General features: G+C 77.0%; 4 protein-coding genes. All 4 read left to right on the plus strand.

Going from position 1 to position 4,762, the window contains the following annotated elements; all coding sequences use genetic code 11:
* Nucleotides 1–520 (plus strand): hypothetical protein (locus ACWCSD_RS47965; RefSeq protein ID WP_449925718.1); only part of this gene is annotated, 520 nt, incomplete at its 5' end.
* Entirely contained in the window at nucleotides 517–1,518 is a 1,002-nt protein-coding gene (locus tag ACWCSD_RS47970; RefSeq protein ID WP_397156494.1) for a hypothetical protein, read from the plus strand. The genes ACWCSD_RS47965 and ACWCSD_RS47970, both read left to right, overlap by 4 nt.
* Nucleotides 1,515–3,305, plus strand: a complete 1,791-nt coding sequence (locus tag ACWCSD_RS47975) for a TRAFAC clade GTPase domain-containing protein (protein ID WP_449925720.1) — start codon at nucleotides 1,515–1,517, stop codon at nucleotides 3,303–3,305. The genes ACWCSD_RS47970 and ACWCSD_RS47975 overlap by 4 nt, the downstream gene beginning before the upstream one ends.
* The coding region (locus tag ACWCSD_RS47980) for a hypothetical protein (protein WP_449925721.1) at nucleotides 3,305–4,762 on the plus strand (1,458 nt) is incomplete at its 3' end. The genes ACWCSD_RS47975 and ACWCSD_RS47980, both read left to right, overlap by 1 nt.

A 4,762-nucleotide genomic window follows, 5' to 3' on the forward strand; every position in this document is an offset into this window, starting at 1 on the left:
CCGGCGGGTCGAGCACTTCCTGGCGGACCTGGTGCGTGAGGCGGCGGCGCCGGCGCTGCGCGGGCTGGCCGCCGGCTCGACCGCCGAGCACGGCGAACGGGCCGGTGGCAGGGCCGCCGAGCTGTTCTCGGTCTGGGAGAAGCACGTCGCCGAGCACGGCATGGACGATCCGCCGCCGTTCGCGACGGAATGGGCGGTCGAGGCCGACGGCGCCGCGCCGGAGGAGGACCTGCCGGAGCTGGCCTCGGCCGCGGGGCACGACGTGTCCGCCGTCATGTGGCAGCTCTGCCTGGCCCGCGACCTGTCGCTGCTGGACGTCGGCGCCGGGCCGCCCGCCGCTGTGCGCTTCGCCCCGCGCCCCTGCCGGGCCGCGCTGGAGGAGTCGCTGCCCGCCGGGACGGTGTGGGTGCCCTCGGCGCGCCACGCCGGGACGCTGCGCCTGGTCCCGGTACGGCCGGGCGTCGCCCGCCAGACCTGGGCGGACGAGCCGGAGCCCGTCCAGGAGGGCGAGCGCCGATGACCGCGCCCATGACCGCGCCGATGACCGAACCGGGAACGGTGCTGCGCTTCCGCGACCGCCACGGCGCCTCCGCCGAGGTCACGGTGACCGCCCGCCGCGAGGACCCCGTCCCGCCCGCGCCGCCGCTGCGTTCCTGCCTGCTCGCGCTCTCCTGGCCCGACGGGAGGCAGCGCGAGGCCCGCCACGTCGGGCCGGCGGCCGCGGGGCCCGGGTCCGGGTACGACGCCCTCGACAACGAGATCCTGGCGGGTCTGCGGCTGAGCAGGCTGTGCGGCTCGGCGCCGTACCCGCCGCAGGTGTCCCGGCTGATCGGCTACGAGGCGGACGGCGAGCTGCCGTTCGTCCTGCTGGAGCCCTACCGCGGCAAGCCCGTCGGCGGCACGCTGGGCCGGATCCTGCCGAGTGAGAACCTGCCGTTCCAGCGGAGCCTGCTGACCGGGCTGCGGTGGACGAGCGCCGCCGGGATCGCGCACCGGGCGCTGTCGCCCGAGACCGTCCACTGGGACACCGTGTGCGCGCAGATCACCGGCTTCGCCGAGGCCGCCCTGGCCGGGACGCCCCGGTCGGTGGCGGGCGCGCCGCCCTGGTGGGCGCCCGAACAGCGGCCCGGCCAGACCGCCGGCGTCGTGACCGGCGAGGACGACGTCTGGGCGGCGGGACGGCTCATCTTCTGGGTGGCGACCGGCCGCGCCCCGGAGCGGGCCGACCTGGCCGACGCGCCGCCCGACCTGGCGCGCCTGCTGCGGGGCGTCTTCGGCCCGCCCGAGGGGCGTCCGTCGGTCCGCGAGCTGCTGCGGCGGCTCGACGTCCCCGACCCGGTGCCGCGCGGGATGTCGCCCGACGTGGCGCTGGAGCGCGGCCGAGCGGACTTCTTCGCGCTGCGGGCGCTCAAACACCCGCAGACCGCGCCGGTCGCCGAGGCCGAGCCGGTCCCGCCCGTCCCGGCCGCCCCCGAAGAGCCGGCCCGGCGCGGGCGCCCCTGGAGGCGGCGCAGATGAGCGTCCTGCACCAGGTCACCTACGGGTGGCAGCGCTCGGCGTCGGGCCCGGCCTTCGGCCCCACCGCCTCCACGCTCCGGCCGGACGAGCTCGCGCGGCTCCACCGCCAGGTCGAGCACTGGCTGCGCACGGACCCCGGCGGCTCACCGGGGGTCAGCCACGTCTACGCGATCTTCGACCGGCAGGCCGTGCTGGTCCGGCGCGAGCAGCCGCGCGGGGGGCGCAGCGCGCTGGCCCGGCTGCTCGTGGGCGCGCCCGCGCTGCTGACGCCCCGGCTCGCGCTGGAGCTGCGCGACTGGCGCTGGCTGCGCGGGCCGGGAGGGCGCCTGATGCCGCTCACGGTGCGCGGCGTCGAGCCGTACCGGGCCGGCCTGGACGCCGAGGCGCGCTCGCCGGAGCCGTTGGCGCAGCTCGTGCCGCTGCTGTCGCACCTGCTGGCCGGCGCGGAGGGCCCGATCGAGCTGCCGCCGTCGCGGTGCGCGCACGCGCTGCTGTGGGGGCTGGACGCCGTCCTCGGCGCGGCCGCCGGCGAACCGTGGGACACCCTGCCGCCGCTGGCCTTCGAGACCTACGACGACCGGGCCAGGCCGCCCAGCCATCCGGGGCTGCTCGTCCGGTTCCGCGAACGCGCGGGGACGCTGCCCGCGCATCCCGTCCACGACAGCGTCGCCGGCCGGCTGGTGGCCGACTACGCGCGCAGAGCCAACGGAGCGCCCATGCCCCCATCCGCACCGGCCGGCCCGGCCGCCCGCGAGGCGAGCGGCCCCCTCGTGCCGTGCCCGATCTGCGCCGCGACCCTGACGTGGGACGAGCGCGAGCTCTACCGCTACGACCGCGGCGAGGGCGCCTACGTCACGCTGACGATCCCGGACAGCGCGAGCCCCACGCAGCGGGCGGTGCTGCGGCGCACGGCCTTCGTCCGCTGCCCGGGGCCGGAGGAGGACGGGCCCGGAGCGGCCCACTACCTCCCGCTCGCCTACGGCGGGCACGGCACGCCGTCGGTCTACGGGTTCGTCGGCGCGACCAACTCCGGCAAGACGCACCTGCTGATCTCGATGATCGCGCAACTGGAGAAACACGGGCTCGGCCCCGGCCTGAGCCATCAGGCGATCAGCCTGGCGGCCCATCAGAGCCTGGTCGACGAGCAGGTCAGTCCGTTCCTCAACGACTCGCGGGTGGTCGAGCACACCCGGCCGGGAGCCGTCGGCCTGGTGGACGTCTTCCTGGTGCGGGAGGCGGGCGGGGACGCGCGCCCGGTCGCGCTGTTCGACGTGGCGGGCGGCGACCTGCTGGAGATCGAGTCGGCGCGCCGCTTCCTCGACGTGGCCGACGGGCTGATCTTCGTGGTGAACGCCGCCGAGCTGGGCCGCGACGAGCTCGGCGACCGGACCTTCGCCACCGTGCTGGAGCTCCTGCAGGGGTCGGGCCGCCTGGCCGAGCTGAGCACGGCGATCGTGCTGGGCAAGGCCGACCTGCTGCGCTTCGAGGACCCGATCGCGTGGTGGCTGCGGCAGCCGGACCGGGTGCTCGACCCGGAGTCCTCGCTGCGGGAGAGCGCCGACGTCTACGCCTACCTCCGGGCCAGGCAGGCCGACGCCTGGACGCGGCCCTACCGCGAATGCCGCAGGGCCACCTTCCACGTGGCCTCGGCGGCCGGCTCCGACACCGTGGCGGACAAGACGTTCGTCCGCGGCGTGCGGCCCTGCCGGGTGCTCAATCCGCTGATCTCGCTGATGGCGATGACCGGCGTGCTCACCTCCCCAGAAGCCCGGAGGATCGGAATCTGATGAACGCGACGTCAGTCGAGCAGGTCGAGTTCCGCTGGCGGCCGGGCAAGGACTTCGGGCCGATCGCCTGCTCCACCGAGGATCCGCGGGTCCACCACGCCTCCCGGCTGATCCTGCCCATGGCCACGCTGCCGCGGGGGGTGGCCTCCGGCCATCGCAGCCTGGTCTACCTCGTCCTGCCCGGCGACGAGCTGGCCACGATCATCGAGCGCTCGTACGACCCGGACGCGCTCGTCCTGTCCGCGCCGTCCTCGCGGGCCGGCGGCGGCCGTCATCCGCAGGTGGCGCGTGCGCTGATCGGGCCGTGCGCGGCGGTGAGCGTCGACCTGGCGCTGGCCTGCCTGTGGCAGGGACTGGGCGCGCTGAGCCTGGGAGAGCCGCCCGGCCAGGTCCCGCAGGGCCGGACGCTGGCCAGGCTGCCGGCCGCCGACCACGAGGAGCTGACCGCGTCCTTCCTCGCGCGCGCCGCCGTCCGGCCGCATCCCGTCCAGGGCCTGACCGCCCTGGTGGCCGCCGTCCTGCGGCAGCCGGGACGGCCCCTCGCGGCGATGCTACCGGCCGCCGACCCCCAGGCGCCCGTCCCGGGCGCTTACCTGCGGGGGCTGCGGTTCACCGCCGCGGTGCTGCTCCAGGGGACGGCGCACGCCTGGCGTCCGTCGTTCTCCACCTTCGAGGCGGCGCAGGGCGACGACCGCGGCGGCCTGCAGCCGCACCTGGTCTTCCGCGTGGCCCAGGCGCACGGCGGTGCGCCGCCCACCCAGCCGCGGGAGGAGAACAGGATCGCCCTGTGGGAGGAGCCGCGGGCGCCCGCCGACGAGTGCGACACGCTCGCCCGCTGCCTGGTCAGGGCCTACCAGGAGCTGGGCGGGACGGGCGTGGCCGGGCGGCTGGAGGCGGTCGTCTCGCAGTACCGCACGCTGGAGGCCCGGCTGGAGGCGGCGGCCGTCTGCCTGCGCCAGTACGCCGACCCGCCCGCGTCGGGCTACGTCTTCGCGGTGCAGAAACCGGCCTCGCCCGCCGCCACCACCGGGGCGCACCGCGCGCCCGGCGGCGCGGCCCCGGTGAGCGCCCCGCCCGCCGCCCCGGGCGGCCCGGAAGAGACGGACGGCATGGACGGAAAGCTGCTGGCCGAGCTGTACCGGATGTTGCCCGCCCAGCACGGCGACGCCTTCTTCCAGCTCGTCGAGTGGATCTGCGCCGCCGCCGGCCGCCGGGTGACGGTGCCGGAGGCCGAGGCGGCGCAGATCGTCGAGCAGCTCAACCACGCGGACTGGCACGCCGCCCGGCTGACCGGGCACTACCGCGACCTCGCGCCCTCGCGGCTGGCCGGCCTGCTGCAACCGCTGCTCGGCCCGCGGCTCGACAGGGGGCAGCCGATGCGCTGGCTGGCCGCGCGGCTGGCACGGGAGGACGGCGCGGAGGTGTGGGCCCGGGCCGGCGCGCTCATCTACGCCCGG

Source organism: Nonomuraea sp. NPDC001684 (assembly GCF_053596515.1).